At 63.8% G+C, this 26811-nt stretch carries 26 protein-coding genes; 15 read left to right on the forward strand and 11 right to left on the reverse strand.

The genetic code is table 11. The features are described from left to right. Nucleotides 1-256 precede the first annotated feature (256 nt). The gene (locus ACH79_RS20405; RefSeq protein WP_161852589.1) at nucleotides 257-1537 is read left to right on the forward strand and encodes an amidohydrolase family protein; all 1281 of its coding nucleotides are present in this window, start codon (nucleotides 257-259) and stop codon (nucleotides 1535-1537) included. Between the two features lie 13 nt (nucleotides 1538-1550). On the opposite strand, the gene ACH79_RS20410 is transcribed toward ACH79_RS20405, so the two are convergent. Next, a complete protein-coding gene (locus ACH79_RS20410; protein ID WP_246738614.1) occupies nucleotides 1551-2459 on the reverse strand; it encodes a DMT family transporter in 909 nt (302 codons plus the stop codon). Beyond that, nucleotides 2434-4068: an FAD-dependent oxidoreductase gene (locus ACH79_RS20415; RefSeq protein ID WP_161852590.1), complete on the reverse strand. Its 1635-nt coding sequence runs from the start codon at nucleotides 4066-4068 to the stop codon at nucleotides 2434-2436. Before ACH79_RS20415 ends, ACH79_RS20410 begins: the two co-directional genes overlap by 26 nt. Nucleotides 4069-4163: 95 nt before the next feature. Between ACH79_RS20415 and ACH79_RS20420 the strand changes: the two genes are divergently transcribed. Then, on the forward strand, nucleotides 4164-5150 hold the full coding sequence (locus ACH79_RS20420) for a tripartite tricarboxylate transporter substrate binding protein (RefSeq protein ID WP_161852591.1): 987 nt from the start codon (nucleotides 4164-4166) through the stop codon (nucleotides 5148-5150). A 276-nt stretch (nucleotides 5151-5426) separates the two neighbouring features. Further along, nucleotides 5427-5648 carry a helix-turn-helix domain-containing protein gene (locus ACH79_RS20425; protein ID WP_161856469.1) on the forward strand — a complete coding sequence of 74 codons (222 nt, stop codon included), beginning with the start codon at nucleotides 5427-5429 and terminating at the stop codon, nucleotides 5646-5648. 26 nt (nucleotides 5649-5674) lie between these two features. Here ACH79_RS20425 and ACH79_RS20430 read toward each other — a convergent pair whose 3' ends face one another. Together ACH79_RS20430 and ACH79_RS20435 are read right to left on the reverse strand one after the other, a co-directional pair. Then, a complete protein-coding gene (locus tag ACH79_RS20430) occupies nucleotides 5675-6919 on the reverse strand; it encodes a PLP-dependent aminotransferase family protein (RefSeq protein WP_161852592.1) in 1245 nt (414 codons plus the stop codon). 58 nt (nucleotides 6920-6977) lie between these two features. Further along, nucleotides 6978-7517 (reverse strand): DUF3124 domain-containing protein, encoded by a 540-nt coding sequence (locus tag ACH79_RS20435; RefSeq protein WP_161852593.1) that lies wholly within the window; start codon nucleotides 7515-7517, stop codon nucleotides 6978-6980. Nucleotides 7518-7575: 58 nt separating this feature from the next. Between ACH79_RS20435 and ACH79_RS20440 the strand changes: the two genes are divergently transcribed. From ACH79_RS20440 to ACH79_RS20455, 5 genes are all read left to right on the forward strand, one after another. After that, nucleotides 7576-9300, forward strand: coding sequence for a cation:proton antiporter (locus ACH79_RS20440; protein WP_161852594.1), 1725 nt, complete (start codon nucleotides 7576-7578; stop codon nucleotides 9298-9300). A 108-nt stretch (nucleotides 9301-9408) separates the two neighbouring features. Further along, a complete protein-coding gene (locus tag ACH79_RS44800; RefSeq protein WP_256380327.1) occupies nucleotides 9409-9534 on the forward strand; it encodes a hypothetical protein in 126 nt (41 codons plus the stop codon). 43 nt (nucleotides 9535-9577) lie between these two features. Continuing rightward, the gene (ribB, locus tag ACH79_RS20445; RefSeq protein WP_161852595.1) at nucleotides 9578-10654 is read left to right on the forward strand and encodes a 3,4-dihydroxy-2-butanone-4-phosphate synthase; all 1077 of its coding nucleotides are present in this window, start codon (nucleotides 9578-9580) and stop codon (nucleotides 10652-10654) included. 101 nt (nucleotides 10655-10755) lie between these two features. Then, complete coding sequence (locus tag ACH79_RS20450; RefSeq protein ID WP_161852596.1) at nucleotides 10756-11970, forward strand: acyl-CoA dehydrogenase; 1215 nt, start codon at nucleotides 10756-10758, stop codon at nucleotides 11968-11970. A gap of 193 nt (nucleotides 11971-12163) precedes the next feature. Continuing rightward, a complete protein-coding gene (locus ACH79_RS20455; RefSeq protein WP_161852597.1) occupies nucleotides 12164-13084 on the forward strand; it encodes an MBL fold metallo-hydrolase in 921 nt (306 codons plus the stop codon). A 53-nt stretch (nucleotides 13085-13137) separates the two neighbouring features. On the opposite strand, the gene ACH79_RS20460 is transcribed toward ACH79_RS20455, so the two are convergent. Further along, nucleotides 13138-13995: a DUF1499 domain-containing protein gene (locus ACH79_RS20460; RefSeq protein ID WP_161852598.1), complete on the reverse strand. Its 858-nt coding sequence runs from the start codon at nucleotides 13993-13995 to the stop codon at nucleotides 13138-13140. 453 nt (nucleotides 13996-14448) lie between these two features. Between ACH79_RS20460 and ACH79_RS20465 the strand changes: the two genes are divergently transcribed. After that, nucleotides 14449-15690, forward strand: coding sequence for a hypothetical protein (locus tag ACH79_RS20465; RefSeq protein ID WP_246738615.1), 1242 nt, complete (start codon nucleotides 14449-14451; stop codon nucleotides 15688-15690). 102 nt (nucleotides 15691-15792) lie between these two features. Here ACH79_RS20465 and ACH79_RS20470 read toward each other — a convergent pair whose 3' ends face one another. Beyond that, nucleotides 15793-16689: a LysR family transcriptional regulator gene (locus ACH79_RS20470; RefSeq protein WP_161852599.1), complete on the reverse strand. Its 897-nt coding sequence runs from the start codon at nucleotides 16687-16689 to the stop codon at nucleotides 15793-15795. A gap of 93 nt (nucleotides 16690-16782) precedes the next feature. Here ACH79_RS20470 and ACH79_RS20475 point away from each other — a divergent pair, with 93 nt between their 5' ends. Further along, a complete protein-coding gene (locus tag ACH79_RS20475) occupies nucleotides 16783-17022 on the forward strand; it encodes a hypothetical protein (protein ID WP_161852600.1) in 240 nt (79 codons plus the stop codon). Nucleotides 17023-17155: 133 nt separating this feature from the next. Here the strand turns inward: ACH79_RS20475 and ACH79_RS20480 are convergent, their stop codons facing one another. After that, a complete protein-coding gene (locus ACH79_RS20480) occupies nucleotides 17156-18784 on the reverse strand; it encodes a fatty-acid--CoA ligase (RefSeq protein ID WP_161852601.1) in 1629 nt (542 codons plus the stop codon). Between the two features lie 86 nt (nucleotides 18785-18870). On the opposite strand from ACH79_RS20480, the gene ACH79_RS20485 reads away from it, so the two are divergent. After that, nucleotides 18871-19998, forward strand: coding sequence for an extensin family protein (locus ACH79_RS20485; RefSeq protein WP_161852602.1), 1128 nt, complete (start codon nucleotides 18871-18873; stop codon nucleotides 19996-19998). A gap of 24 nt (nucleotides 19999-20022) precedes the next feature. On the opposite strand, the gene ACH79_RS20490 is transcribed toward ACH79_RS20485, so the two are convergent. Beyond that, complete coding sequence (locus ACH79_RS20490) at nucleotides 20023-20712, reverse strand: L,D-transpeptidase (protein ID WP_161852603.1); 690 nt, start codon at nucleotides 20710-20712, stop codon at nucleotides 20023-20025. A 418-nt stretch (nucleotides 20713-21130) separates the two neighbouring features. On the opposite strand from ACH79_RS20490, the gene ACH79_RS20495 reads away from it, so the two are divergent. Further along, nucleotides 21131-22108: a magnesium transporter CorA family protein gene (locus ACH79_RS20495; RefSeq protein ID WP_161852604.1), complete on the forward strand. Its 978-nt coding sequence runs from the start codon at nucleotides 21131-21133 to the stop codon at nucleotides 22106-22108. A gap of 129 nt (nucleotides 22109-22237) precedes the next feature. After that, nucleotides 22238-22456 carry a hypothetical protein gene (locus ACH79_RS20500; RefSeq protein WP_161852605.1) on the forward strand — a complete coding sequence of 73 codons (219 nt, stop codon included), beginning with the start codon at nucleotides 22238-22240 and terminating at the stop codon, nucleotides 22454-22456. 201 nt (nucleotides 22457-22657) lie between these two features. Here the strand turns inward: ACH79_RS20500 and ACH79_RS20505 are convergent, their stop codons facing one another. Continuing rightward, the gene (locus tag ACH79_RS20505) at nucleotides 22658-23410 is read right to left on the reverse strand and encodes an SDR family NAD(P)-dependent oxidoreductase (protein WP_161852606.1); all 753 of its coding nucleotides are present in this window, start codon (nucleotides 23408-23410) and stop codon (nucleotides 22658-22660) included. A gap of 40 nt (nucleotides 23411-23450) precedes the next feature. After that, nucleotides 23451-24092, reverse strand: a complete 642-nt coding sequence (pdxH, locus tag ACH79_RS20510) for a pyridoxamine 5'-phosphate oxidase (protein WP_161852607.1) — start codon at nucleotides 24090-24092, stop codon at nucleotides 23451-23453. A gap of 122 nt (nucleotides 24093-24214) precedes the next feature. Between pdxH and ACH79_RS20515 the strand changes: the two genes are divergently transcribed. Together ACH79_RS20515 and ACH79_RS20520 are read left to right on the forward strand one after the other, a co-directional pair. Beyond that, entirely contained in the window at nucleotides 24215-24616 is a 402-nt protein-coding gene (locus tag ACH79_RS20515; protein ID WP_161852608.1) for an RT0821/Lpp0805 family surface protein, read from the forward strand. A gap of 151 nt (nucleotides 24617-24767) precedes the next feature. After that, entirely contained in the window at nucleotides 24768-25727 is a 960-nt protein-coding gene (locus tag ACH79_RS20520; RefSeq protein ID WP_161852609.1) for a DnaJ C-terminal domain-containing protein, read from the forward strand. A 288-nt stretch (nucleotides 25728-26015) separates the two neighbouring features. On the opposite strand, the gene ACH79_RS20525 is transcribed toward ACH79_RS20520, so the two are convergent. After that, nucleotides 26016-26789 (reverse strand): anti-sigma factor, encoded by a 774-nt coding sequence (locus ACH79_RS20525; protein ID WP_161852610.1) that lies wholly within the window; start codon nucleotides 26787-26789, stop codon nucleotides 26016-26018. Nucleotides 26790-26811: the final 22 nt, after the last annotated feature.

The raw sequence follows: 26811 nt of genomic DNA on the forward strand, positions 1-26811 counted from the left end.
CGCCGTTGAACTTTTGGATGAGGCGAGCTCGTAGGATGGGTGGAGCGAAGCGATACCAATCACGCTTCCGCGCCGGGATTCGATGGGTATCGCTTCGCTCGACCCAGCCTACGCGGGCAAAACGCGGTGGTCTGCCCACTCAGGAATTATCGGCGCCACTGCGGACTGCGCGTGGGACGATGCACGCCCTGCTTGCGGAATGCAGGAGCCCGGCGCATCATCATCAGATAAAAATCATATCAGGGGGAGCGCTGCGATGACCGGGTTTTCACGCCGTGATTTTCTGGGCCTGACCGGGACGGCCGCCATTGCCGCCATGTCTGGCCGCGCCCATGCCGCGATGGGTCCGAACGACAAGTTCGATCTTGTTATCAAGGGTGGCGACGTGCTGGATCCCAGCCAGTCGCTGAGGGGCAAGCGCGACATCGGCATCCGCTGGGGCGTGATCGAGGCGGTGGAGAACGAGATTCTATCCGCCCGCGCCGCCAAGACCATCGACGCCTCGGGCAAACTGGTGACGCCCGGCCTGATCGACTTACATTCCCACGTCTACCCCTACGGTTCGGCGATCGGCATTCCCGCAGACGAACTGGTGCAGGCGCAGGCCACCACCACTGTGGTGTCGGCGGGCGACGCCGGCGTCAACAACCTCGCGGCGCTGCGCCGTTACATCGTGGCGCAGTCGCGGGCGCGGATTTATGCCTTCGTCCACATTGCCAATAACGGCCTGTCGGGCTTCCCGGTCGCCGAGCTCTACAACATCGACTACGCGCAAGTGGACGCTTGCGCGATGGCGCTGGCGGAAAATCCGGATTTCCTGCTCGGCGTGAAGGTGAGGATGTCGGAGAACGTGATCGCCAAGCACGGCCTTGAGCCGCTGAAGCGCAGCATCAAGGCCTGCGAAATGTGCGGCTGGCCGGCCAAGATGATGGTGCATATCGGCGGCGTCGAGACCAGGGAGCTGATGTCCGAGATTCTCGACCTGCTGCGGCCCGGCGACGTGCTGACGCATGCCTATTCCGGCGCGCCAAATATTGGCGGCGTCTTCACCAACATCGTGCAGGACGGCAAGCTGTTGCCGGCGGCGCTCGCCGCCAAGCAGCGCGGCGTAATGTTCGATGTCGGCCATGGCGGCGGCAGTTTTGATTTTACCATAGCGGAAGTCGCGCTTCCCGGAGGCTGCACGCCCGATACGATCTCCTCCGACATCCACGTCTTCTCCGGCAACAGCCCCGGCATGCCTTATCTGCCGAACGTCATGAGCAAGTTCATCACGCTCGGCCTTTCATTGGAGCAGGTGGTGGCGGCGGCGACCGTGACGCCCGCGAAAATCATCAACCGCGCGCCCAAGATCGGCACGCTGCAGATCGGCGCGCCCGGTGACGTCGCGATCATGGATCTGATGGAGGTGCAGACCTCGTTCGTCGATACACGCAACAACAAGCGCGAAGGCAAGCTGTTGCTCAAATCGGTGCAGACCGTGATCAACGGGGTGCCGTTCGGCCGTCCCTATCAGGCGCCGTTCGCAGTGCGGTAGCTCCGCCCGCTCATTATGCTGGCCGCTGCGTGCGCATATCGCCGACGATGTCGGCAATCACGGCGCCCATCACCAGGGCGCCGCCGGCGAGGACCCGCAGCGTCGGAACGTCGCCAAATCCAACCCATACCCAGAACGGCATCAGCGGCGTCTCCAGCGTGGAGATCAGCGCCGCCTGGCCGGAGGGCAGCAGGCGCGAGCCGAGAAAGAACAGCGTCAGGCCCAGCGAAACCTGAAAGCATCCGAACATCGCGAGGACAAGGATATCGGTCCCGGTGACGTTGGCAATTTCGCCGGCGAAGGGAATGCTGACGATGCTGCCCAGGATGTTCGACAGCGCGGCGGCGGCCACCATCGACGTATTCTTGTGCTGCCGGACCAAGACCGTCATCGCGGCAATCGCCAGCGTCATGAAACAGGCGAGTGCGACGCCGAGGATGTCAGAACCAACGCGTGCGTTGCCGACGATGACAGCGACACCGCAAAGCGCCACGACGCTTGCGATCATGGTTCGCGCGCGCGGGGCTTCCCGCAACCAGACCCAGGCGAGCGCGGCGGTGACGAACGGGCCGGTCGCGATGATGATCGCCACATTGGACACGCTGGTCAGTTGCAGGGACGGGATGAAGGCGATCATGGCCGATGCCGACAACGACGCGACCAGCCAGCCGCTTTTTCTCATCCCGATCAGATCCCGCAGGCCGGCACGGCCTTGCAGCACCAGCAAGATTGCCGTGATCATGCCGCCTGCGAACAATCCGCGCCAGAACAGGATGGTCCAGGAGTCGTAGGGAAGCAGCCGCGTGAAAAACGGCGCCGTGCTCCAGGCGATCGCGGCGGCGACGACGAGGGCAATGCCGACGCGATGCTGGGAGCGCACTTCCGCCATCAGGCCATCAAACCGGACTGAAGCTTCGGCCAAGCAGCTTTCCGACGAGGTGCGCGGGATTGTCAGGAATGACGTCGCCGCGCCAGGCCACGTGCTGATCGGTGCGCGCAAGAATGAGTTTGTGGCCAGGATTAGGGGCGGGGACGTCGACGACTGCAAACGGCACGCCGTTGACACGCATCGCGTCGGCCAGTGGCGCTACCGCGACATCCGGTTCATAACGCAAAAGCGTGTAGCCCGGCCCGAGCGCATCATAGACCGGTCGTCCGTCGTCGAGTTTTGCGAATGGCAACCGGCATCCCGGCGTTGAGGACGGCGTGAAATCCGCCATCGTAAAGCCCGGCTGCTCGGCGCCGTCATAGGCGATGATCGGAGAGTTGTCGTAGAAATAGCCGAAGTTGAGGCCGGCGCAGCAATATTGCTGCACGTTAAGATCATACGCCGCTTGCCCGACCTGTTTGCGAACGGCGTCGCCTTCGGGGCCCGGGTGCTCAATCGCTTCGGGAACGGTGCGGCGCTGGCTCAACACTTTGCCGGCCATTTCCATTGCGAAGCGGGAGACTTGCTCGGTGATGGGAAGGCGCTCGGCCTCATAGGCATCGAGGATTTTGATGTCGGCCCATCCTTGCAAATAGGCGGCGAGCAGCCATGCGAGGTTGGTCGCATCGGCAATTCCCGCATTCATGCCGTAGCCGGCATAGGGCATCCACAAATGCGCGGCGTCGCCGCAGATGAAGGCGCGACCCCTGCGAAACCGGTCGGCGACGAGCCGGCGGCCGACCCAGTCCTCCTTGCTCAGGATCTCGTATTCGAACTCGGGGCCGACGCCGAGGATGGCACGGATCGAGGCGTCGCGATCGACGGACTCGAAGGTCTCGTCCGCGCGGTTGAGGTGATTGTGGATCAGCCAGTTCTCGCGGCCGTCAATGGCGACCACCGTGCCGCAGCGCCGCGGATTGAGCGACAGCGTCATCCAGGCCGGCTGATCCATCATTCCAAGCAAGGCGGGCGCGTGGATATAGGTCGATTGCACGCGCTGGATGATCGGCGTTCCCTGCAGGTTGGCGTCGATGGCCTTGCGGACGAGCGAACGCGCGCCGTCACAGCCCACGATGAAATCGGCATGAATTGGCGAGGCAGTTCCAGTATCGAGATTGCGGACGGTCGCAACGATGCCGTCATTGTCTTCGCGAAAATCCTCGAACGCGGTGCGGTTCAGAATCTGAAGCCCGTCGATGGAAGCCGCGTGCGCGAACAGCACGGGTTCCATGTAGATCTGATTGATGCGGTGCGGTGGCTCGGCCGTCGGCCAATCGGTATCCGGCCCGCCGGTGGCGGTATAGCGATCGCGTCGGCAGGGGATGAGGATGCGCGAGAGCTCGATGCCGGTTGCCGTGGTGCGGTAAGAGCAATCGTTCGGGTAGTCGGCCGGCAGTCCGGCGTCGCGCAGCTTCCGTGCCACCCCTAAGCGGCGAAAAATCTCCATCGAACGCGACGAGACGTGGTTGCATTTCACGCTCGGCGGCTCGCCGGCGGCGCGCGTTTCGACGACGGTGACGGAAATTCCCCGCGTTGCGAGGTCCATGGCCAAGGTGAGTCCGACCGGACCGCCGCCGACCACGAGAACGCTGGTCTTCACCATGTCGTTTGCTGCCAAGTCCTTGCTGTCATGTCGCTTGCTGCGTGCGGACGATCATGCATTACTGAGGGCCAAAGAGATCATCGGGGGGCCCTTTAATGTTTCCGTCGATCCGCCAAGGCATGATCCGCGCCCTTATTGTTGTTCTGTCGCTGTCGTTGTCGGCGATTGAAGCAGCAAATGCCTATCCCGATCAACCCATCAAGATCATCGTGACGTTTCCGCCCGGCGGCAGTGCCGATATCGTGATCCGCGCCCTGCAGCCGCTGCTTTCGGAAACGCTCCGCCAGCCGATCGTCATCGAGAACAGGGCAGGCGCGGGCGGCAATATCGGAATCGGGGCGGTGGCGCAGGCCGCGCCTGACGGCTACACGCTCGGCATCGCCGCGGCCGGCGTGCTGACCGTCAATCCCCATCTCAATCGCGCGGCGATGTCGTTCGATCCGGTCAAGGATCTGGCGCCGGTGACGATGCTGGCCGAAATCCCGTTCGTGCTGGTTTCCTCGCAACAATCGGGCATTGCGTCCGTCGCAGACATCATTGCCAAGGCCAAAGCGAAAACGGCGGGCCTGTCGATCGGCCATGGCGGCAACGGCACCGCGATGCATCTGACTTCGGCATTGTTCAACCAGAAGGCCGGTGTCGGAATTCAGTTGATCGCCTATCGCGGCACCGCGCCGGCGACAACGGACGTTCTGGCCGGCCACGTCCCGCTGGCCGTACTGGATATCCCGGCCTCCAAACAATTGATCGGCGACGGCAAGTTGAAGGCGCTCGGCGTCTCCGCCGCCAAACGTGTGGTGTTCCTGCCCGACGTTCCGACGCTGGCGGAGCAGGGCCTCTCCGGCTTCGAATCCGTCGGCTGGTTCGGCATCGTCGCGCCCGCCGGCACGCCGCCGGAGGTCATCACCACGCTGAACGCCGCCTTCGTGAAGGCGTTGAGCGATTCCGCCGCGATCGAGAAGATCCGCACACTCGGCGCCGAACCCATGCCCACTTCGCCGGATGCTTTTGCCAGGTTCATCCAGAGCGAAAGCACGAAATGGGGGAAGCTGATTGCCGAGGCCGGCATCAAGGCTGAATAGGCGCTGGCCGGCATTTTGGCCGTTTGTACCGCATGGCCGGGCTTGTCCCGGCCATCCACGTCTTCCCTGCATCACGGAAGCGAAGACGTGGATGCCCGGCACAAGGCCGGGCATGACGGGTTCCGATTGATCGAAATCAATTGGCCCATCCCATTTGATCCCAATCAATGCGGCGGTCCTTTTGCCTGGCGACGATGCCGGGCAAAAGGATCGAGCGTGATGCGCAGCGAAAGCCTATCCCAGACCGAAGCAGTTCCGGGCCACCGCGTCCGGGCGATGCGCTATGACGAAGACGGCCGCCTGCCTTACGAAAGCGAGTTTCTGGCGCAACTCGGAGACAGGGTGCGCGAGATGCGCGCGCAGCACGGCCTGTCGCGCCGCGAGCTCGCGCGCCGCGCCAGCATGTCCGAGCGCTACGTGGCGCAGATCGAAGCCGGCAAGGGCAACGTCTCGATCGTGCGTCTGTTGCGGATCGCGCTGGTGTTCCGCGGCGAATAGCGCATCAAGCGACGAGTTCAGCTCGCTCAACTCCGCGCTCGTTTATCCACATTGGCAATCCGTTCCGGCACGCCGAACTCCTTGCGGCAGACTTCGGCGAGCACCGCGACGCCCTCGCGGATCTGTTCGTGCGACGGACTGGCGAAGCAGAGCCGCAGCCGGCTGCCGGCATAGGCCTTGTCGGTCGACCATTCCGGCCCGGGATTGATGGAAACTCCGGCGGCGAGCGCGGCCTGATAGAGTTTTAGCGTATCGACATTGTCGGGCAGCTTCACCCACAGGAAGATGCCGCCCTCCGGCGCCGCGAATTCGGCCGCGGTTCCGAACTGCTCGTTGAGCGCCTCCATCAGCGTATCGAGCTTGGCGCGCAGGCCGCGCGTCAGCCTCGGCACATGGCTTGCGAAATGCGGTGCGCAATATTCTGCCAGCACCATCTGCTCCAGTGCGCCGCTTCCGGCGTCGGTCTTCAGCGCCAGCATCCGTGACATCATCTCCCAGGGCGCGACGATGAATCCGACGCGCAGGGCAGGGGCGATCGACTTAGAGAACGAGCCGATGTGAATGACGCCGCCGTGCTGGCTCATGGCGTAGATCGCGGGCGGCCGCTCACCGTTCCAGATCAGGTCGGCATAACAGTCGTCCTCGAAGATCGGCACGCCGTACTCCCGCGACAGCTTCAGTAGCTCCGCGCGGCGCTGCTGCGGCAGGATGCTGCCGGTCGGGTTCTGCACGGTCGGGATGGTGTAAATGTATTTCGGCGTGATGCCGCGGCGCTTGTGGTGGGCAAGCGCTGCCGCCAGCGCATCCATCCGCATGCCCTGGTCGTCGAGGGGAATGCCGACCGCGTTGACGCCGAGCCGCGTCAGCCGGGTCAGCGCGCCCTGATAGGTTTCCTGCTCGACCAGCACGGTATCGCCGCGTGCGAGAAGCGTCTGGTTGACGAGGTCGAGCGCCTGCAGCGAGCCTGAGACGATCATGATGTCGTCGGCACTGCAGGCGATGCCGGCGTCGCGCTTGAGTTTTGCGGTGAGGAATTCGCGCAAGGGGCGATAGCCCTGCGGGCCGCTGGCAAGGCCGTAGGTCGCGAGCGTCTTGCCCTCGCGCCGGAGCACGGCGTTGACCGCCTCGATCAGGCCGTCGACCGGGACCTGGTCCGGATCGTTGTTGCCGCCGACGAAGGAGTATTTGGCAAGTCCCGTCCACCGCGCTGCCGGGGCCGGCAATCCGGCGGGCAGCAATGGCGCGAAATCGAAGGGGGATGCGGCAGACATGGATATTCACTCCCGTTTTGTTGTTCGTTGAGAAGGCCGCAAGCAGCCTTCCGGCAGGCTAGTTCTTGATGATCCTGATCGACCGGCCCTGGCTGATGAAGGCATAATGCCCGGCGCCGACGCCGCCGAACATCAGCGCCTCCACCGTGGGCTCGGCGATCTCTCCCGTGGCCGCCCAGTCGACCACGAAATTGGCGCCCGTTCCGCCGCGCACGTCGTTCGCGGCGATGAAGACCTCGACGGTCGCGAACGGTTTTAGCGCAACCGGTGACTTGAGGTAGCTCTCCACCATCTTGCCTGATGTGTCGAAATAGGCGATCCGCTTCAGGACGAGGGGACGGGTTTCGGAGGCGTTGTGGACGCCCAGCGTGACCGAAAAATCGGCCCGCAGCTTGCCGGGGTTCATCGAGACGCTGGAATAGACGGGGACGTAGGAGGCGCCGGACACAGCGAGATTTTCCGCCGGCCGCGCGGTGAGGGAGGCGGCAAAATTCTGCTCGATACAGCCCGCGGGCTGCGCGCCGGCGCCGGGGACGGAAAGGATCGACAGCGCAGCCAGAATCGCGAGAAAAGCCCCCAATCCATGGCTGTGACACATTGCTTGTTTGACCCTTGCGCCGGGATCTCTAGGTTGCAAGAAGGGGAAATCCGGAACCATGCACGAACTTATTCGCGATATCACCTTATGCATCCTGTTCGCCTGGGGGCTGGGCCTTTTGGCGCATTTCTCGCGGCAGCCGCTGATCCTGGCCTACCTTATCGCCGGGTTCTTCATTGGTCCATTCGGCATGGGCTGGGTCAAGTCCCAGGAGTCGATCACCGTCATCTCCGAACTCGGCCTCATCTTCATGCTGTTCATGATCGGGCTGGAAATCGACCTGAAGAAGATCGTGCGCGCCGGCAAGGTGATCCTGTTCGCCGCCGGCGGGCAATTGATCGGTGGCGTTCTGCTCGGGATATTGTTCTTTGTCGGGATCGGCCTGTCGATGGGCAACGGGCATTTCGACGCGCTCTATCTCTGCATCGCCTGCGCGCTGTCGAGCACGGTGATCATCGTCAAGGTGCTGTACGAAAAGCGCGAGCTCGACACGCTGCCGGGCCGGATCACGCTCGGCGTGCTGGTGCTGCAGGATATCTTTGCGATCCTGTTCCTGGCGGTGCAGCCGAGCCTCGATAATCTGCAAGTCAGCGTCATCCTGCTGTCGGTCGCGCGGGTCGGCGTGCTGGTGGCAACCGCGCTCGTGCTCAGCCGCTATGTGTTGCCCTGGCTGTTTCACCAGATCGCGCGCCGGCCGGAACTGATCCTGCTCGGTGCACTGGCCTGGTGCTTCCTGATCGGCGAGATCGCGGAGAGGCTGCATTTGTCGCGCGAGATGGGTTCGCTGGTAGCGGGCGTTTCGCTATCGACATTCCCCTATGCGCTCGACGTCACCGCCAAGGTGACGACGCTGCGCGACTTCTTCATCACGCTGTTCTTCGTCTCGCTGGGCATGACGATCCCGATTCCCGGCCTTTCGGTAATCGGGCTGGCGCTTGCGATCGCGGCCTTCACCGTCGTCAGCCGCATGGTGACGACGTTCGTGCCGCTCTATCTGATGAAGCAGGGCCTGCGCGCCAGCCTGTTGCCGGCGATCAACCTGGCGCAGATCTCGGAATTCTCGCTGGTCGTGATCCAGACCGGCGTGACGGCACACCATATCAGCGCGGAGACGTCGAGCGCGGCGTCGTTCGCCTTCGTGGTGCTGGCGGTATTGAGCACCTTCGTCATGAGCCGCAGCGACCAGGTCACGCGCGGCCTGATCGGTCCCCTGAAGCGGATCGGCTTGCGCGATCTCGATCACAAGCATGAGGCCGATGCCGGGCACGGCGGACATGGCGAGGCGCGCCGCATCGTCATCCTCGGCTTCTTCCGTGCCGCCAGCGCATTGATCGCCGAGATCGAGCGCCGCACGCCGGCGGTATTGGATCAGATCACCGTGATCGATTTCAATCCGCTGGTGTTCCGCACCCTGACCGACCGCGGGATGCATGTGGTCTATGGCGACATCAGCAATGTCGATACGCTGGTGCATGCCGGCGTCGGCAAGGCCGAGCTGATCATCCTCAGCATCCCGGACTCGCTATTGAAAGGCGCCGACAACGAAAAGCTGGTCCGGCACGTCCGCTCGCTCAATCCGAGTGCCAAGATCGTCGCGACCGCGGAGATCCTGGCCAATGTCAACGACCTCTACGAGGCCGGCGCCGACTACGTGACGGTAACCCGCCTCAGCGACGCCGACGAACTCTACAAGGTGATCGAAGCAGCCCAGGCCGGGCTGTTGGAGGACAAGCGCGCCGAGACCGACGTGCTGCTCAGCGAGCGCCGCGAGGTGCTGCCGTAAGGGGGCCGAACGGCGTCGCGGATCGGTGCCCGGCCGGCGCCGCCATTTCGCCAGTGCCGCGAGAAGAGCTATAATCCCGAAAGTGTTTTCGCCAGGCGAAACCGTTCCATGCGATCGGGCGAAATCGCCAACACCTCTCCGTTCAGGCCCGACCGCAGCATGGCCTCTCCGCCATGCCCCTCCGGCGTTCCGCCCTGCGTATTGGCGCTGGCGCTGCGCATGGAGTCCGGCTAATGCACTGGCTGAAAGAAGCGGGATTTGACGAGATTTCGAGAAAATGGCCGATAGCATCCAGGAAGTTCTGCAAGCCTTTGCCAAGGGTGAACTCGTCGTCGTCACCGACGATGACGACCGCGAGGGCGAGGGCGATCTGATCGTCGCGGCCTCGCTCTGTACCGCGGAGAAAATGGCATTCATCATCCGCCATACCTCCGGCATCGTCTGCGCGCCGATCACCACCGACGACGCCCGCCGGCTGCGGCTCGATCCGATGGTGGCGCATAACGAGTCCAACCACACCACCGCCTTTACCGTCTCGATCGACTACAAGCCCGACGGCGGCACCGGCATTTCGGCGGAAGAGCGCGCTTCCTGCTGCCGCGCGCTCGCCAATCCCAATGCCGGCGCCAGCGACTTTGCCCGGCCCGGTCACATCTTCCCGCTGATCGCCCGCGACGGTGGCGTGCTGCTGCGCTCCGGCCATACCGAGGCGGCGGTCGATCTCTGCAAGCTCTCCGGCCTGCCGCCGGTCGGCGTCATCTCTGAGTTGATGAACGACGACGGCACCGTGATGAAGGGCGAGCAGGTGGCGCGCTTCGCCGCCAAGCACAAGCTCAAGCACGTCACGATCGCTGACATGATCGCCTACCGCCAGGCGCGCGAGAAGCTGATCGAACGGGTCGCGACCTTTACCACCGACAGCCCGATTGGTCCGCTGCAGGGCTACGCCTACCGCTCGCCATTCGACGAGATTGCGCATGCCGCGTTCGTCTATAACGGCGTCGGCGACGGCAAGAATGTGCTGACGCGGCTGCACAAGCCCAACATCGTCAAGGACCTCTTCACCGGCCAGGCACGGATGCAGATCGTGCTGAACCATTTCGAGAAGGCCGGCCGCGGTGTGCTGGTGTATCTGCGCGACGGTGCGGCCGGGGTTCCCGTCGAGCCGGTGGGAGAGCAGAAATCAGCGGAGGCCGATCGCAACCGGCAATGGCGTGAGGTCGGCGTCGGTGCCCAGATCCTGCGCGATCTCGGCATCACCTCGATCGTCAACCTCACGTCGTCGGTGCACGACTACAAGGGACTTTCCGGTTTCGGCATCGAGATTGTCTCGAGCGAGCGGCTTGAAGACTAGCCTTCGTCATCTCGTCAAGCACCAATCCATTTGCGCTTCTGCCGATAGCGCACTAATTTGTCAGCAATTTCCATGAGGACAGTGATGCGAAAGGGATTTTCATGAGCGTGCGCCCTCAAGCCAAGGACAAGCCGGCGGCGGCTTCCTTCCAGTGGGACGATCCGTTCCTGCTCGACGAACAGCTCACCGAAGATGAGCGCATGATCCGCGACACCGCGCGTGCCTATGCGCAGGACAAGCTGCTGCCGCGCGTCATCAATGCGTATCTGGAAGAGAAGACCGATCGCGAGATCTTCAACGAGATGGGTGAGCTCGGCCTGATTGGGGTCACGCTGCCGGAGGAATATGGCTGCGCCAATGCGAGCTACGTCGCCTATGGCCTGGTGGCGCGCGAGATCGAGCGGGTCGATTCCGGCTATCGCTCGATGAACTCGGTGCAGTCGTCGCTGGTGATGTACCCGATCTACGCCTATGGCGACGAGAACCAGCGTAAGAAATATCTGCCGAAACTTGCCACCGGCGAGTGGGTCGGCTGTTTCGGCCTGACCGAGCCGGATGCCGGCTCCGATCCCGGTGGCATGAAGACCCGCGCCGAAAAGGTATCCGACGGCTACCGCCTGACCGGCAGCAAGATGTGGATCTCGAATGCGCCGATCGCCGACGTCTTCGTGGTCTGGGCCAAGTCGGCCGCGCATGACAACCAGATCCGCGGCTTCATTCTCGAGAAAGGCATGAAGGGCCTGTCGGCGCCGAAGGTCGGCGGCAAGCTATCCTTGCGCGCCTCGATCACCGGCGAAATCGTGATGGACGGTGTAGTGGTGCCGGAGAGCGCGCTGCTGCCCAACGTGTCGGGCCTGAAGGGCCCGTTCGGCTGCCTCAACCGCGCCCGCTACGGCATCTCCTGGGGTGCGATGGGCGCCGCGGAAGACTGCATGCACCGCGCACGGCAATACACGCTCGACCGCAAGCAGTTCAACCGGCCGCTGGCGGCCACGCAACTGGTGCAGAAGAAGCTCGCTGACATGGAAACCGAAATCGCGCTCGGGCTTCAAGCAAGCCTGCGTGTCGGCCGCCTGATGGACGAAGGCAAGATGGCGCCGGAGATGATCTCGATCGTCAAGCGCAACAATTGCGGCAAGGCGCTCGACATCGCCCGCGTGTCCCGCGACATGCATGGCGGCAACGGTATCCAGATCGAATACCACGTGATGCGCCACACCGCGAATTTGGAAACCGTGAACACCTACGAGGGCACGCACGACGTCCATGCCCTGATCCTGGGCCGGGCGATCACCGGCATCCAGGCGTTTTCGTAAGGAGACAATGTCGTTGCGTTCGGCGTGACGTAACCCCGATTTTCGTCATGGCCGGGCTTGTCCCGGCCATCCACGTCTTGGGGCTCGCAAGGAAGACGTGGATGCCCGGGACATCTAGCGCGAAGACGCGCTTCGCGCTTTAGCCCGGGCATGACGAGGTCAAAGAGAATCCGGAAATCACGGACAAGAACCCATGGCCGACAACGACGACATCCCCTTTAACCGCGACTTTCCCTTAAAGCCTGGCGTCGTCGATGAGCCGCGCCCCGGCGTGCGGCGCGTTCTCTGCAACAATCCGAGCCCCTTCACCTTTACCGGCACGGTCAGCTACCTCGTGGGCCGAGGCAATGTCGCGATCATCGATCCCGGCCCCGATGACGAAGCGCATGCAAAAGCGCTGCTCGACGCCGTGCGCGGCGAGACGGTGACGCATATTCTCGTCACCCATACCCACCGCGACCACTCGCCGAACACCGCGCGGATCAAGGCCGCCACCGGCGCGTCCGTCTATGCCGAGGGGCCGCACCGCGCCTCGCGGCCACGCTTCGAGAGCGAGAAGCACAATCCGGAATCCGGCGCCGATCGCGATTTCAGGCCCGACATCGAGGTCAAGAACGGCGATGTGATCGAAGGGCAGGGCTGGGCGCTGGAGGCGGTCGCAACCCCCGGCCACACCGCCAATCACCTGGCGTTTGCGTGGCCCGAGCGAAAGATCAATTTCGTCGGCGACCATGTGATGGGCTGGTCGACCTCGATCGTGGCGCCGCCGGACGGATCGATGATCGACTACATGGCCTCGCTGGCGCGGCTGGAGGCCCGCGAGGAGGATCTATATTTTTCGGGCCACGGGCCGGAGATTCCGGAAGGGCCGCGCTACGTCCGCTTCCTGACGCGCCACCGCCAGGCCCGCGAAGCTTCGATCCTGCATCGCCTTGCCAAGGGCGAGGCCGACATCCCGACCATGGTGCGCGCGATCTATATCGGCATCGACCCGCGGCTGACCAATGCCGCCGGCTATTCCGTGCTGGCGCATCTGGAAGACCTGGTCGCCCGCGGGATCGTGGCTACCGACGGCGATCCGGTAATCGGGGGGACGTATCGGATGGCGAGCTAATTCATTCGGACCCGGGCGGAGATGCGGATGAATGTCTCGTCGTCCGTGCCGCGCTAGCTGCCCTTCTTCACATTCTTCGCCTGTGCCTTCGCCGGCGCCTGCGGTTTCTTCGGTGCCGCCGGCTTGGCATTGTCGACGGCCGAGTTGATGTCCTCGATCAGCTTGGAGATGCGCGAGGCGTTGCTGCCGAGGTCGCTTTCGAAATAGCGCGAGGAGGAGCGGATATCGACACGCGATTCCTCGCCGTCGGGCGTGATGCGGATCGAGACGTCCTCGCGGAAACCCATGATCGGCGTTCGCGCCACCGCCTCGATGCGGCCGATGCGGCGCGGCGGCTGCGGCGGCCGTTCGTCGATAACCAGCCATTTGCGCTTGGTGACCAATGCCAGCGTCACCTCGTAGGCCCGCTGCGGCGGGACCTCGAGTTCTACCGTCTCGATGTCGGGGTAGGCGATCCGCTGCTGTTCGGCCGAATAGAGTCCGGCATAGACCGCCGAGTTGGCGCCTTCGCCGCTGCGCAGCCGCGCCAGGGCCTCGAAGCGCGGCGGATCGATCGGATCGGTGGTGATGTCGTGGATCGGCGGCAGCTTGCGGTATTGCAGGGCGAGGTAGGCCGGGTAGGCAAGCAGGATGGCGTTGATCAGGAACGCCAACAGGATCCGGCCCATGCCGCGCGACCCGTTCTGCCAGATTGCGGCAAAGGCGGCGAGGCCGACCAGGATCGAAAGTACGGCGCAACCGAGCGCGCCGAAGAAGGTCGCCAGCGCCGGCTTCATCTCCAGGAAGCCGAAACGGACGATGAGGATCGACCCCACCACCGCGATCACGGCGAAGATGGCGAGGTTGCGCGACCAGGTGGCGAGGCTGGACACGGGCTCCGACTGGTAGGGAGCGGAAAACCTTCGGGCCATCGATGCAATCTGCCGGGTTGAAATCTGTCTGGCCGGCGGGCGGGCCGGGCTGCAAACTAGGAAAACTTGAGACCACGGCGTGCGTAGAATTTCAAGGTTTGCAGGCGATACTAATCAGACAGGCGGCGGCAACCTCACCGGTTTAACCATCCCTGTAAATTGATTATTAGTTGTAGATTGAAGTTGGTCCAACTTTCGTCTACCTCTCGCCGCCGGGTTGTCGTATTTGCCGCAACACGGGACTGTCCTGCACGGGGACCGGCGAGCGCCAACCAAGGGGGAAACGGCGGGCGTCGGCCGGAAGCGCTGCAGGATGATCTCAACTTCCGGTCCTTGTTGCGGGCGGAGTCGCAAATAAATTGCGGTTACGCTCCCGGAGTTCTAGGATTGTATAGGGCGCTATCAGCATACGTCCGCGGGGCTGGCGGAAGGCCCCATGAGGGCGAGTTCAGTATGAGTAGTGATGCAAAGCACGAAGGATATGTCGGCCCGAACGATCCGGCATATTATGCGCCGCGGGAGTTGAGGGACCGGACGAGCAGTGAGCAGCCGAATCCGATGCTCATGCAGAACAATGACGGCTGGCGTCCGCGCGTGACGACGGAGGGCCCGCCCTTGCAACCATTGAGCAAGCCGTCTCGCCGCCAGGATTCCGAAATGTTTACCAAAGCCGTGGCCCAGGCCATGCAGGAGGCGAGGGATAACGTGCCGGTCGAGGCACCCTCCGTGCTTCGCGACCTGTCGGGACGCCGCGCGCTTATGCAGCAGGTCATTCGCTTCTCGATCGCGGTAGCGATCGCAGCGAGTATCGCGATGCTTCTGGTCATGGCCATTCCGTCGTCGCAACGCCCTGCAAACCAGGATGCATCGCTTTCGGCTGCCTGGCAGTCGGTGAAATCCTCGGTGCTGCCGCAGCAGCCGGCGACACCCCAAAAGCGTACGGCCACCCTGGCCGTGCAGGACGGCAGCGGGTTCGTCAACGATCCCGTGCCGCTTGGAATTCACGTCGGCGCTCCGCCGCCCGGCGCGTTCGTATCGATCAGCGGGCTGGTCGGCGGCGCGCGGCTGACGTCCGGCAAGCGTATCGCCGCCAACGAATGGCGGGTGCCGGCAACGGAGATTTCGGGCGTTTCGGTCATTCCACCGGACGGATATACCGGCCAGATGCTGGTGACGGCTGAATTGCGTGACGGTGGCGGCGTGGCGCTCACCGGCACCTCCACCCGTCTGACCTGGGTGGCCTCGCCCAGCGCCGCCGCGCCGGTGGTCGCCGCCGCTTCGCCGGTCCTCGCCGCTGCGCCCGCCGTCGCCGCTCCGCCGCCGGTTGTCGCCCCGCCGCCGGTCGCCGTGGTCGCCGCCGCGCCGCCGGCGCTGCCGGTACCGGCTCAGCCGCAGGCAGAGGTAGTGCGCAGCCTCGATCCGAGGGAAGTCGCCGCATTGATCAGGCGTGGGCAGGATTTGCTCGCCAGCGGCGACGTGCAGTCGGCGCGGCTGTTCCTGATGCGCGGCGCGGAAGCACAGAATGCGCGCGCTGCGCTGCTCGTCGGCAACACCTACGATCCGGCGCCGCTCAGGCAACTCGGCGCCAGCGGCCTCGCCGACGTCGCGCAGGCCCGCATGTGGTATCAGCGGGCCAAGGAATGGGGCGAACCCGACGCGCAGCGACAGCTCGACGGACTCGCGTTCGCGCGCTGATTGGAGCGGGCGCGCCACGCGCGCCCGTCAATCGACCTTGCTGCTCACGCGACTGCGGCCGTTCTGATGGGCCGTTGTGCTCCGCCGCACGAGGCCGCGTTGTCACCGCCCACCGTCCATCTGCGAGACCATGAACTCGGTGAAGGCCTTCACGCGTGGCGTCCGGTGACGGCCGGACACCGTGACGACGTGAACCGGAAACGGCTCGCTCAGATGGGTATCCATCAATAGCGGCACCAGCGCGCCCTCCTGTAACGCGCGCGCGACCACGAAATCCGCCAGCCTTGCAACGCCGAGCCCCGCCACCGCCGCATCGAGCAGCAGATCGGCATTGTCGCTTGTAAGGGTGCCGGAGATGGCAAGCCGGTTGATACCTTCGCTGGTGTGGAACGGCCATTGGTTGAACTGCCCAAAGCCGGTCAGCGTCAGGCAATTGTGCTGCAACAGATCGGCGGGCACGCGCGGCGAGCCGTATTTCCTGAGATAATGCGGGCTGGCGCAGATCAGACGTCTGGCGTCGTGAAGCTTGCGCGCCACGAGGGTCGAGTCGCCGAGCCATCCGGAGCGGATGGCGATATCCACCTGTTCGGCAACGAGATCGATTTGCCGGTCCGAAACCAGCAGCTCGACGGTGATATCAGGATAGCGGGCGAGGAAGAGCGGCAGCGCGGGACCGAGGATCTGCTTGGCGTAGGTCGTTCCGACGCTGATCCGCAAATGACCGCGCGGCGCCTGGCTTGCCGCCGTGACCTCGGCTTCTGCGGCTTCGATCGATGCGAGGATCTCGCGGCTGCGGGCGACGAACAGCTCCCCCTCGGCGGTCAAAACCAGACGGCGCGTGGTGCGCGTCAGCAGGCGGACGCCGAGCCGGCCCTCAATCCGGGTCACCATCTTGGACAGCGCAGAAGGCGTGATTCCGAGATCGCCGGCCGCCGCGACGAAGCTGCCGCGTTCGATCACCCGCACAAAGGCATTCATTTCATCGGAGGTGCTATTCATGAATTCATTTCACGAATGAAGTGAAATTGTAAAATATTATCAACTTCATGGAAAGGAATAAATTTGAGCGATCGGATCATGGAGATCGAACAAATGTCAGCACAAGAGATTTGGAGCGGCGGCTCAAGGTGGCCCGGCAGCGGCGATGCCGTGCTGCGCCATCCCAACGGCAGTATCGATATCCGGGCCTATGCTGCGATCGCGCATCGCCAGCGCGCTGCGGCGCTGACGTCTTTGCTCTCGTCCGCCGTTCGGCCAATACGCGATGTCTGGGCTGCCATCACGGTGCGCCGTGTGCATCGACGAGCCGCCACCGGGAAACCCTGCGGCTGATGTCGGGAGACGGGCGGCGCGGGGCGCCGTTGCGCAGCTGCCGAAAATTCCGAACGTTCAGACCGATATGCCGGCGTGCGATCTCACGCCGGCAGCATGTTCGAGTCCTTCCCGGCACGGGAGGAAATTTGCATCACGCCGCCGCGTTCGGGAAGCGGTAGCTCTTGAACTGCTCGCGCAGCGCCGTCTTCAGGATCTTGCCGGTCGCGGTGTGCGGAATGCCTTCGACGAAAGCGACGTCATCGGGCATCCACCATTTGGCGATCTTGCCATCCATGAATTTCAGGATGTCCTCGCGGCTCGCCTGCTGGCCTTGCTTGAGCTGGACGATCAGGAGCGGACGCTCGTCCCATTTGGGATGATAGACGCCGATCACGGCGGCTTCTGCGACCGCCGGATGGCCGACCGCCAGGTTTTCCAGGTCGATCGATGAGATCCATTCGCCGCCGGACTTGATGACGTCCTTGGAGCGGTCGGTGATCCGCATATAGCCGTGCTCGTCGATGGTCGCGACGTCGCCGGTGTCGAAGAAGCCTTCCTCGTCGAGGATGTCGGTGTCGATCTTGAAATAGGCCTTGGCGACCGCGGGGCCGGCGACCTTGAGGCGGCCGAAAGTCTTGCCGTCCCACGGCAGTTCCTTGCCGGCATCGTCGGTGATCTTCATCTCGACGCCGAACGGCGGATAGCCTTGCGTCTGCAGGATGTCGAGCCGCTCCTCGCCGCTGAGTTCGGCGAACGGCGGCTTGAGCGCGGCAACCGTGCCGATCGGGCTCATCTCGGTCATGCCCCAGGCGTGGCGAACGCGAACGCCCATGTCGACGAACGACTTGATCATCGAGCGCGGCATCGCCGAGCCGCCGCACACCACGCTCTTGAGGTGCGGCAGTTTCAGATTGCCGGCGGCCATATGATTGAGCAGCATCAGCCACACCGTCGGCACGCCGGCGGTGTGCGTGACCTTCTCGGTGTCGAGAAGCTCATAGACCGAAGCGCCGTCCAGCTTGGGGCCCGGCATCACGAGCTTGGTGCCCATCGACGGTGCGGAGAATGCGATGCCCCAGCTATTGGCATGGAACAACGGCACCACCGGCAGCATTGTCTCGGCGGCGCTTGTGCCGAGGGCATCGACATTGTTGGCCATCAGCCCGTGCAATACGTTCGACCGGTGCGAATACAACACGCCCTTCGGATCGCCCGTGGTGCCCGAGGTGTAGCACATCGCGGCCGCGGTATTTTCGTCAAAGTCCTTCCAGGCGAACTTGCCGTCGACCGCGCCGATCCAGTCCTCGTAGGCGACTGCGTTCTTCAGCGTGGTCTGTGGCATGTGCGCCTTGTCGGTCAGCACGACGTAGCGCTCGACGCTCGGCAGGTTGTCGGCGAGCTTCTCCAGAATCGGCACGAAGGTGATGTCGGTCATCACCACGCGGTCCTGCGCGTGGTTGATGATCCAGGCGATCTGGTCGGGAAACAGCCGCGGGTTGACGGTGTGGCAGATAGCGCCGATTCCCATGATGCCGTACCAGCATTCGAGATGGCGCCAGGTATTCCAGGCGATGGTGGCGACGCGGTCACCGAGCTTGATGCCGTCGCGGTCGAGCCGTTGCGATACTTTCAGCGCGCGTGCATGAATTTCGGCGTAATTGGTGCGATGAATGGGACCTTCGACCGACCGCGTGACGACCTCTTGCGTACCGTGATACTTCGCCGCGTGTTCGATAATCCGGTGGCAAAGCAAAGGCCAGTCTTGCATCAATCCGAGCATACGCACGTCCCTCCGATGGTATTGTTTGTTGCCGCACGATCCGCCGATGATACGGCCAGATCGGTGGGTGGGTTCATGGAATTGACATGAACTTTACCGCGCGTAAAGCAAGCCGAAAATGGGCTATTGGCGCCTTTGGCCGCAGTGGAGCGGTAATGGTTACCGTTGCCGTGGCGGCGCTCCTGCTTGGCATGCCAAGCGAACCGGCGCAGGCCAGGAAAGCATCCCGTACGGTGTGGGACGATCTGTTCAGGGTGCCCCCGTCAAAACCGCGGGCGACGGCGCACCGCGGGGCAGCCGTGCCCTTGCCGAAGCCGCGTCCGGCCGATGCGCCGTCGGCCGAGCGTGACAAGCCGGACAAGGAGCAGCAGGCGTCTCCGCCGAACGGCAAGTCCGGCGAGCAGGCCGCGCCCGCGCCACAGCCGACGCCACAGCCGTCCGCGTGCCGGCTGGCGCTGACCGACGCCGTCGCGATTGCCCCCAGCATCCCCGACATTCGGGGCGCCGGCGGCTGCGGGGGCGAGGATCTGGTGCGGCTGGAGGCGATCGTGCTGCCGGACAGCCGGCGGGTCTCGGTGAAGCCGGCGGCGATCCTGCGCTGTACCATGGCCTCCGCACTGGTCGACTGGATCCGCAAAGACATCGCGCCGCTGACGGAGCGTCTGGGTAGCGCGATCTCCGATATCGATAATTTCGATTCGTTCGAGTGCCGCGGCCGCAACCGCATTGTCGGCGCCAAACTCTCCGAACATGGCCGCGCCAACGCGCTCGACGTGCGCGGCTTCAAGCTCGCCGATGGCACCTTCATATCGCTGACCGACCGCACCGTGCCGCGGGGATTGCGCGAGACCGTGCTGCACTCCGCCTGCACGCGATTCTCGACCGTGCTCGGCCCGGGCTCGGACTGGTACCATGAGGACCATATCCATCTCGATCTGATGGAACGGCGCGGCAATTACCGGATCTGCCAGTGGGACGTCTGGGAGCCGCTGCCGCAGAAAGCGCCGCTATTGCCGGCCGAGCGGCCCGAGGAAGCGCCGCCGCGCGAGGTCGCCGAAGGCGCCAAACCGCATGCTGGCAAATCGGATGCCGGCAAGTCCGATGCTAGCAAGTCCGATGCTGAAAAATCCGACGCCGAGAAGCCGGATGAGGCCGAGCCGCCGCGCCAGGAGAAGCCTGCAACGAAAAAGCGCCGGCAAAACCGGCGCTCTTGATCCGCGACTGCTGACGATGCCGGCTTATTGCGGCATCGGGCCGCTGGTGCCGCCACCCTGCAGCGCCATCTTGGAATTGTATGGCGAGTCACCCTGCTTGGGGTCGAGCACGACAACCACCGTACCGGCCTTCACACGGCTGTAGAGGTCGATGACGTCCTCGTTGGTCATGCGTATGCAGCCCGAGGAGATCGAGGCGCCGATATATTCCGGCTGGTTGGTGCCGTGGATGCGGAACAGCGTGTCGCGGTTGCCCTGGTAAAGGTAGAGCGCGCGGGCGCCGAGCGGATTGTCGACGCCGCCGGGCACCGAGGCAGGCAGGCCTTCGATGCGTTTGTGAATGTCGGCGGTCGGTGTCCATTTCGGCCATTCGGCCATGTTACCGACCTTGGCGATGCCGGAGAACGCGAGCGCTTCCTCACCGACGGTGACGCCGTAGCGGATCGCCTTGCCGCCGTCCTGGACCAGATAGAGGTAGTGGTTATCGGAATCCACGACGATGGTGCCGGGAAGTTCCTTGCGGTGATAATCCACAATGGCGCGGCGGAACGGCTCGGGCGGCGCCACGGCGGCATAGCGCGCCTTGGCAAGTTGCGCCTTGTCATTCGGCTTGAGGGTGGCTTCAGGGGCGGCCTGATAGGTGGTTGCCGGCATGCAACCAGACAACGCAAGGCCAGCGGCAAGCAGCCCCAGGATTACTTTCAGCGACGACATGGCACACTTCCAATCGAAAGTCTGGTGTTCGCGACGCCAATCCTGCGCCCCAAACGCGACGATTCCATTAATCCCATTATCGGCAATAAGCGGCAGATAAGCCAGCATTTGCACGGCCGTTCGGCGCTGCGGAAGGCCGGCTGTGGCTTTTGTGCCGCAAATTTTGCGAGTTCCGTCTGAATCCCGGGCAGGGGTGTTGCCGGCGGCCGATCACGGCCGCGTCAACGCCATCTGGACGCCATAAGCGCCACTCCGCCGCCATAAATATGGACCGGCGGTTATTGTGCCGGTCATGAAGCGCTTGCCAGAATCGGGTCTAGTGGCGCTGGGTAGCCATGGCGGAGCGAAACGGGTACCCGGTTCGCGTCAGAAAGCGCGTCAAAACAACAGGCTGCCGCCCCCCTTTCCGGAGTTGCTCATGTTTTCGGTGTTTGTTCCCTCGGAATCCAGCCTGAAGAAGCACCCCGCGACGGACCCGGTGGCGTTGCCGGACAATGCGGTCTGGATCGATCTGGTCAAGCCGACGATGGAGGAGGACCGCGCGGTCGAGCGGCTGGCCGGGATCGCGGTGCCGACCCGGGAGGACATGCAGGAGATCGAGATTTCCAGCCGGCTCTATATCGAGAACGGCGCCCGCTACATGACGGCGACGCTGATGTGCCAGTCCGACACCGATGCGCCGAAGACCACAGCGGTGACCTTCATCCTGGCCGGTCACCGCCTGGTCACCGTGCGCTACGATGAGCCGAAGCCGTTTGCCCTGGTCGAGCACAAGCTGGCGCGCTCATGCATGCCGGGGATATCGGGCGAGATGGTGCTGATGGAACTGCTCGACGCGGTGATCGACCGCTGCGCCGACATTCTGGAGCGCGCCGGCGCCGAGGTCGACCAGGTCTCGCACGACATCTTCGAGCCCGAAAGCGCGCGCCATGGCCAGGCCAAGCGGTACTCGCAGATCCTGATCGCGATCGGGCGCAAGGGGGACCTGGTCTCGAAGATCCGGGAGAGCCTGGTCTCGATCGGCCGCGTCGTCACCTTCCTGTCGGCGGTGGTCGAAGGCGTCAAATGGTCCAAGGACATGCGCGAGCAGCTCAAGACCATGCAGCGCGACGTCGTTTCCCTGACCGACCACGCCTCCTATCTCTCCAACAAGATCACCTTCACGCTCGATGCCATGCTCGGCGTCGTCAATCTCGAGCAGAACAACATCATCAAGCTGTTCTCGGTGATGGCAGTGGTGCTGATGCCGCCGACCTTGATCGCCTCGGTTTACGGCATGAATTTCAAGGCGATGCCGGAACTCGAATGGCCGCACGGCTATCCGATGGCGGTGCTGATGATGCTCATGGCAGCAGTGCTGCCGTACTTGTTCTTCAGATGGAAGAAGTGGCTGTGACGCAGCGGTTCCCTGCGGTTCCACACGTGCGAAGATCGGCTCAATCTCACCGCTAAAATTTGAGCGGTGGGCTGAACGAATGGTCGAAACTTGTCTGCGATAAAGCGTCTCTCAAGCCGCGAGGATCCCATGGTTGAGAAACTCATAATGTCGCCACGCAACGTCATCGATCTGGCGCGCTATCAGCAAGGCCGGAGCGTTGGCAAGGCGCAGACGTTCTCGACGCGGCTTTGCCGGCACTGCGGCGCGGCGCTGGCGGACGGCGAGAACGAAGACGAATGTTCGAGCACGTTCAATCTTGCAGCGGCTGCTCCACGCGCGGCGCAGCGCAAATTTTACGCGGAGTGAGCGTTGCTTCAGCAATCACCGACCTCATCCTGAGGAGTGCGACGTTGCGCGCGTTCGAAGGATGAATGGCACGATCGTGTAGTGGAATCGTGGGGTGGGCGAGGGCGCACTTGCGCCGTGCTCACCATTTCAATCCGCTCACAGAAATGGTGGGCACGCTGCGCTTTGCCCACCCTACGAGATCTTGGATCACGTCACGGACTAAACGTGCTGGCCGCCGTTGATGTGAATCTCGGCGCCGTTCACATACGAACTGGTTTCCGTGCACAGCACATAGATGATCTTCGCCACTTCGTCCGGCGTGCCGAGCCGATGCATCGGAATCTGCTGCTCGACGATCTTCTCGGTGCCCGGCGACAGGATCGAGGTGTCGATCTCGCCCGGCGCGATCGAGTTGACGCGGACGCCGACGCGGCCAAAGTCGGAGGCCATTTCCCGTGTGAGTGAAGCAAGTGCCGCCTTCGAGGTCGCATATGCAACGCCCGCGAACGGGTGCACGCGCGAGCCCGCGATCGAGGTGACGTTCACCACCGCGCCTCTGGCATGCTTCAATTCCTCGATCAGGCCGCGCGCCATCATGATCGGCGCAAAGAAGTTGACGCGAAAAACATGGCTCCAGGTTTCGATATCGGTGTCCATGGTGCCGAGCCGCCCGCCGTCCGGCGCCTTGGGCGAGATCGCGGCGTTGTTGACCAGCGCATGCAGCTCGTCGTTCTCCAGCCGCCTTCGGATCTCGGAGATCGCGCGCGTGGTGTCGGCGTGGTCGGCAAGGTCGACCTCGATGTGATCTTCCGGGCCTGCGCCCCACGGGCAGACTTCCGGAAAGGCGTGCCGCGAGCAGGTGATGACGCGCCAGCCGGCCGAGGAGAAGCGGATCGCGGTGGCGTGGCCGATGCCGCGGCTGGCACCGGTCAGAAGCAGCGTGCGCCGTGGCGCATTGGATGAAGCAGGCATACAGGTCTTTCAACTTTGAACGTCGTCGCGTGCGTTGGCGTCAGGGATAGAGCCGCACCTTGCTCCAGGCTTGTGACGGCGCATCGCGGCGGAATTCGATGCGGTCGTGCAGGCGGAACGGGCGGTCGTGCCAGAATTCGAAGCGGGAAGGCGTAATGCGCCAGCCGCTCCAGCCCGGCGGGCGCGGCACGTCGCCGATCATGTACTTGGCGGCAACCAGCGCGATCGCCTGTTCGAAGGCAAAGCGGCTCTCCAGTGGCTGCGACTGCTTGCTGGCCCAGGCGCCGAGTTGCGCCTGCTTCGGCCGCGTGGCGAAATAGGCATCGGCCTCCTCATCCGTTACCGGCGACACGTTGCCGCGGATGCGCACCTGACGGCGCAGCGACTTCCAGTGAAATAGTAAAGCGGCCTTAGGATTTGCGGCGAGTTCGCGGCCTTTCTGACTGGCGATGTGGCTGTAGAACACGAAACCATCGGCATCATAGCCCTTCATCAGCACCATCCGGACATCGGGCAGCCCGTCCGCATCGACGGTCGCCAGCGCCATCGCGTTGGGATCGTTCGGCTCGGACTTCACGGCTTCCGCAAACCACTCGGCGAACAGCGCAAACGGTTCCTCGGCTGCGGTAAAATCACCCGATGTTAACGGTGTGGGGTGTTTGATGGAGGTCGTGTCCGTCATGTCAGGAGTCCCAGTTGCGTACCCTCGCGTCTCAGAGCGCGTTGCAGCCCCGATACGGGCTCGCCCTATATAGGGCATGGGGGCGCGTTGGCCTATCGGCGATCGGGCCGCGAGGCGCTGTGATGACGTTGATTTTGATCGGCCTCGGCTCCGGGGGCTGCAGCCTGTCACGCCCCGATTCCTACGCCAAGATGAATGCCGCCGACGTCACGGGCTCGCTCGGCAAGCAAGCGGCCACGGCGCCGACCGAGAGCGATCTCGCCTTTGCCCGCACCGCCGCTTCCGACGTGCTGACCAAAGGCGACAAGGATTCCAGCCAGTCCTGGGAAAATCCGGAGACCGGCGCGCGCGGCTCGGTGACGCCGCTGTCGCAAGCCTATTCGGCGGAAGACGGGCGCACCTGCCGGGATTTCCTGGCAAGTTACGTCAACGGCCGCGCGGAGAGCTGGCTGCAGGGAGCCGCCTGCAAGGCTGGTCAGGGCCGGTGGGAAATTCATACGATCAAGCCCTGGACGAGGGGATAGCGCTTCAGGTGTTTTTGAGCGACGCTATTGAGTGATCTGATTGAGTGGCTTGGGGTAGTTGCAAAAATGCAACTGGCTCCCCAAATGAAGCCAAGGCGGGCGAATTGCCCTAAGCTTTGAAAATCGAATTCCCGTGAAGGAGACGTAACGGATGCGCGACCCCTATGAGGTCTTGGGGGTGCCGCGGGGCGCCAGCGCTGCGGCGATCAAGAGTGCCTATCGCAAGCTCGCCAAGAAGCATCACCCCGACAACAACAAGAACGATCCGAAGGCGGCTGCGCGCTTCTCCGAGATCAACTCCGCCAACGAGATCATCGGCGACGAGGACAAGCGCAAGCAGTTCGATCGCGGCGAAATCGACGCTGAGGGCAAGCCGCGCTTTCAGGGCTTTCCCGGCGGCGGAGCAGGCGGCCGCGCGAGGGGACCGGGCGGCTTCGAATCCTACAGCTTCCGCACCGGTGGAGGTCCCGGCGGCGGGGGTGGCGCGGGTTTCGAGGACATCCTCAACAGCATGTTCGGCGGTGCGGCCCGGGGCGGACGTCCGGGCGGTGGCCGCGCCTTTGAATTCGACACCGGCGGGATCGGCCTCGATCTCGATCTGAACGTCGCCATGACGGTGTCGCTGGAAGAGTCGGTCAAGGGCGGGGAAAAGCGCGTCCGCCTGCCGACCGGCAAGGAGCTCAACGTCAGGATTCCCGCAGGCGTCACCGCCGGCCAGCAGATCCGGCTCAAGGGGCAGGGCGAGACCGCGCCGGGCCATCCGCCGGGCGATCTCCTGATCACGGTCAGCATCGCGCCGCACGCCTATTTCAAGGTCGACGGCAGTGACCTGCGCCTCGATTTGCCCATCACGCTCTATGAGGCCGTGCTCGGTGGCAAGGTTCGCGTGCCCACGCTCGGCAGCGCGGTGGAACTGTCGATCCCGAAAAACACCTCCAGCGGTCGCATCTTCCGCCTCAAGGGCAAAGGCCTGCCCAAGCCGGGGGGACCTGGGGACCTGTTCGTCACCACCCGAATTATTCTGCCCGACGGGAACGATAGCGAGCTTGAGGCATTGATGGAGAAGTGGCGCGATGGCCACCCCTACAACCCGCGCAGCGATTTCGGCTGATTCGGCCGGGTTCGCGGCGTCGATGGTGTGTGGAACAAAGCAGCGGGGCCCGAGCAGGCTTCCTGAAAAAGCGCGCTTATTTCCTGAAAACAAAAGGTTTTCCGGAAAAAGGGGCGGCCTCGAAAGGGGGACCAGCGCGGTACCAAACCCCGATCGAGGCCGCTTGCGCCGATCGGCGGATCGAGCGCCACTCATTTTCGCGTGATCACCCGGTGCATTAATGAGACCGGCCGGTGTTTTGATTCCAGATTTTCGATGTCAGAATTGGGACAAGGGGCCTGAAGGCGCCTATCCCCCCTTCTTTTCCATCTGATCGTAGACCGCTTGGGCCACCTGGCTCAGCCGTCCCCGGTCGGCGCCGGTAGACACCACCGCATAAACGACGCCGTCATCGGCCCAGAACAGCGTGCTTTCCTTGCCTTCCGCCGCGAATCGCATCTGCGTCGCCTCGGCGGCAGATTTGGCGGTGTAGATCGTAAAACGTTCGCCCGAGGCGCTCTCGTACATCATGAAGGACGCCGGGCCGCCGGAACCTGGCAATAGCCGTCCGCCGACGAGCTTCAATCCAGCCCCCGTCAGTTCGGGCGCGCGCACGACCCAGCCGCAGCGCTTGGTCAGCCATTGCTGCAGATGACTGCGCTCGCTGCCCGGCACCTCGACGGGATGCCGCACTTCCACGACGTAAAGCCGGTGCGCTTCGATCGCATGCACCGTAAAATTCTGCAGAGACGACGGTGCGGCCGTCGCGCCGCGCGCGAGCCAGCCAACGCCGCCGCCGACGATGAACGCCGCCAGCGTCGCCGCGACCGCGCCGTACACCCATTTGCGCGGCTGTCGCACCAGCCGCTCGATCTCGAGCCGCTTCGGCACCGCCTCGTCGATGACGGAATCGTATCTGGAATGCAGTGCTTCCGCCATCGCGCGCCACGACTGCACCCGCGCGGCATCATCGGGATGCGAAGCGAGCCACGCCTCGACGTCGCCGCGGCGTTCCGCCGGCAGCTCGTTGTCGACGTAAGCATGCAGCTCGTCTTCGGTGACGGGAATGTTGCGATCGGTCATTGTCGTCGTCTCTGCCTGATCC

It is taken from the genome of Bradyrhizobium sp. CCBAU 051011, assembly GCF_009930815.1.
Classification (GTDB): Bacteria; Pseudomonadota; Alphaproteobacteria; order Rhizobiales; family Xanthobacteraceae; genus Bradyrhizobium.

Bases quoted from the DNA above. Each gene is read 5' to 3' on its own strand.
- ACH79_RS20520 (WP_161852609.1), top strand. From the start codon at position 24,768: ATGCGCGACCCCTATGAGGTCTTGGGGGTGCCGCGGGGCGCCAGCGCT.
- ACH79_RS20525 (WP_161852610.1), bottom strand. From the start codon at position 26,789: ATGACCGATCGCAACATTCCCGTCACCGAAGACGAGCTGCATGCTTAC.
- ACH79_RS20435 (WP_161852593.1), bottom strand. From the start codon at position 7,517: ATGTGTCACAGCCATGGATTGGGGGCTTTTCTCGCGATTCTGGCTGCG.
- pdxH (WP_161852607.1), bottom strand. From the start codon at position 24,092: ATGACGGACACGACCTCCATCAAACACCCCACACCGTTAACATCGGGT.
- ACH79_RS20415 (WP_161852590.1), bottom strand. From the start codon at position 4,068: ATGGTGAAGACCAGCGTTCTCGTGGTCGGCGGCGGTCCGGTCGGACTC.
- ACH79_RS20490 (WP_161852603.1), bottom strand. From the start codon at position 20,712: ATGTCGTCGCTGAAAGTAATCCTGGGGCTGCTTGCCGCTGGCCTTGCG.
- ACH79_RS20480 (WP_161852601.1), bottom strand. From the start codon at position 18,784: ATGCTCGGATTGATGCAAGACTGGCCTTTGCTTTGCCACCGGATTATC.
- ACH79_RS20430 (WP_161852592.1), bottom strand. From the start codon at position 6,919: ATGTCTGCCGCATCCCCCTTCGATTTCGCGCCATTGCTGCCCGCCGGA.
- ACH79_RS20495 (WP_161852604.1), top strand. From the start codon at position 21,131: ATGTTTTCGGTGTTTGTTCCCTCGGAATCCAGCCTGAAGAAGCACCCC.
- ACH79_RS44800 (WP_256380327.1), top strand. From the start codon at position 9,409: ATGCGATCGGGCGAAATCGCCAACACCTCTCCGTTCAGGCCCGACCGC.
- ACH79_RS20470 (WP_161852599.1), bottom strand. From the start codon at position 16,689: ATGAATAGCACCTCCGATGAAATGAATGCCTTTGTGCGGGTGATCGAA.
- ACH79_RS20405 (WP_161852589.1), top strand. From the start codon at position 257: ATGACCGGGTTTTCACGCCGTGATTTTCTGGGCCTGACCGGGACGGCC.
- ACH79_RS20515 (WP_161852608.1), top strand. From the start codon at position 24,215: ATGACGTTGATTTTGATCGGCCTCGGCTCCGGGGGCTGCAGCCTGTCA.
- ACH79_RS20475 (WP_161852600.1), top strand. From the start codon at position 16,783: ATGTCAGCACAAGAGATTTGGAGCGGCGGCTCAAGGTGGCCCGGCAGC.
- ACH79_RS20420 (WP_161852591.1), top strand. From the start codon at position 4,164: ATGTTTCCGTCGATCCGCCAAGGCATGATCCGCGCCCTTATTGTTGTT.
- ACH79_RS20505 (WP_161852606.1), bottom strand. From the start codon at position 23,410: ATGCCTGCTTCATCCAATGCGCCACGGCGCACGCTGCTTCTGACCGGT.
- ACH79_RS20500 (WP_161852605.1), top strand. From the start codon at position 22,238: ATGGTTGAGAAACTCATAATGTCGCCACGCAACGTCATCGATCTGGCG.
- ACH79_RS20425 (WP_161856469.1), top strand. From the start codon at position 5,427: ATGCGCTATGACGAAGACGGCCGCCTGCCTTACGAAAGCGAGTTTCTG.
- ACH79_RS20455 (WP_161852597.1), top strand. From the start codon at position 12,164: ATGGCCGACAACGACGACATCCCCTTTAACCGCGACTTTCCCTTAAAG.
- ribB (WP_161852595.1), top strand. From the start codon at position 9,578: ATGGCCGATAGCATCCAGGAAGTTCTGCAAGCCTTTGCCAAGGGTGAA.
- ACH79_RS20485 (WP_161852602.1), top strand. From the start codon at position 18,871: ATGAACTTTACCGCGCGTAAAGCAAGCCGAAAATGGGCTATTGGCGCC.
- ACH79_RS20440 (WP_161852594.1), top strand. From the start codon at position 7,576: ATGCACGAACTTATTCGCGATATCACCTTATGCATCCTGTTCGCCTGG.
- ACH79_RS20460 (WP_161852598.1), bottom strand. From the start codon at position 13,995: ATGGCCCGAAGGTTTTCCGCTCCCTACCAGTCGGAGCCCGTGTCCAGC.
- ACH79_RS20465 (WP_246738615.1), top strand. From the start codon at position 14,449: ATGAGTAGTGATGCAAAGCACGAAGGATATGTCGGCCCGAACGATCCG.
- ACH79_RS20450 (WP_161852596.1), top strand. From the start codon at position 10,756: ATGAGCGTGCGCCCTCAAGCCAAGGACAAGCCGGCGGCGGCTTCCTTC.